The sequence below is a fragment of the Caulobacter sp. CCH9-E1 genome (genome assembly GCF_001556515.1).
In the GTDB taxonomy this organism is placed as follows: Bacteria; Pseudomonadota; Alphaproteobacteria; order Caulobacterales; family Caulobacteraceae; genus Caulobacter.
In genome coordinates this window covers 1-1,252 of the sequence record NZ_LSJA01000358.1, presented here as the reverse complement: position 1 = coordinate 1,252, position 1,252 = coordinate 1, and the positions used below count along the sequence as shown (strand labels likewise).

1 protein-coding gene and 1 pseudogene are annotated in these 1,252 nt (G+C 66.5%); both read left to right on the top strand.

Annotated features, from left to right (window positions below):
- Nucleotides 1-263 (top strand): annotated as a pseudogene (locus AX690_RS23470) (methyl-accepting chemotaxis protein); the annotation flags it as partial.
- A gap of 38 nt (nucleotides 264-301) precedes the next feature.
- On the top strand, nucleotides 302-1,252 hold a 951-nt coding region (locus tag AX690_RS20145), incomplete at its 3' end, for an MCP four helix bundle domain-containing protein (RefSeq protein ID WP_156449740.1).

The following is a 1,252-nucleotide window of genomic DNA, read 5'->3' as shown; positions in this document are numbered from 1 at the left end:
AGGAGCTGGCCGCCCAGGCCGAGGAGCTGCAGACCTCGATCTCCTACTTCCGCACCGACAGCGGCGGCCATGGTCGCCGTCCGGCGCCCCGTTCGGCCGCCAAGCGTCCCTCGCCCGCGGCCAAGCCCGTCGCCAAGCCCGTCGCCAAGGCGCCGGCTCGCAGCCCGGTCGCGGCCCAGCAGGCGCGCGCTGCGGGCTTCGCGCTGGACCTGACCAACGGCGGCCCTGACGCCGACGACGCCGATTTCCGCGAATACGCCTGAAGCGATCAGCCTGAACATTCGCCCAAAGGGGGTACAAAATGCGTCCGACCATTAAACTGAAGCTCGCTGGCGCGTTCGCCGCGGTCCTAGCGCTTTGCGCCATCCTCGGCGTTGTCGGGGTCCTGAAGATGTCGACGGTGAACGACCAGTCGACCATCATCGCCGAGAACTGGATGCCCAGCATCGACGCGGTGCATCGCATCAACACCGCGACCTCGGATCTCCGCGCGGAGCACTATGCTCACGTCGCTTCCACCGATCCCGCCGACATGGCGGCGGTCGAGAAGGAGATGCGGGAGAGCATGTCCCTCATCGCTCAGACGCGGAAGAAGTACGAGCCCTTGATCTCCTCCAACGAGGAGCGCGACATCTACAATTCCTTCGCTCGCAAATATGACGATTACCTGCGCGAGGCCGAAAAGGCTCTGGTCTTCTCCCGTCAGAACAAGAACCAGGAAGCCGCCGCAGCGCTCGAAGAGAGCAAGGCGCTCTATGACGACATGTCGAACGACGCCTTGCGGCTGGTCGATATGAATGTCGCGGGCGGCAGGGACGCTAGCGCGACCGGCGACAAGGTGTTCGCCGACTCGCGGGCGCTGTTCATCGGCGTCGTCGCCCTGGCGCTGATCGTCGGCGTCGCCGCGGCCCTGTGGATTTCCCGGACGGTCACCACTGGCCTGCGGAAAATCTCCCAAGCGGTCGAGGCCGTCGCGATCGGCGACCTCAACCACGAGGTTTCGGTCACCACCGACGACGAGATCAAGGACCTGGTCACGACCGTGAACCAGATGACCTCGAACCTGCGCGACACCGCCGGCCTGGCCGATCGGATCGCCGACGGCGACCTGACGGTGCGGCCGAAGCCGCTGTCGGACAAGGACACCCTGGGCATCGCGCTGGAGCGCATGGTGGATCGCCTGCGCGGCATCGTCGCCGACGCCATCGCCGCCTCGGACAACGTCTCGTCGGGCAGCCAGGAGCTGTCGGCG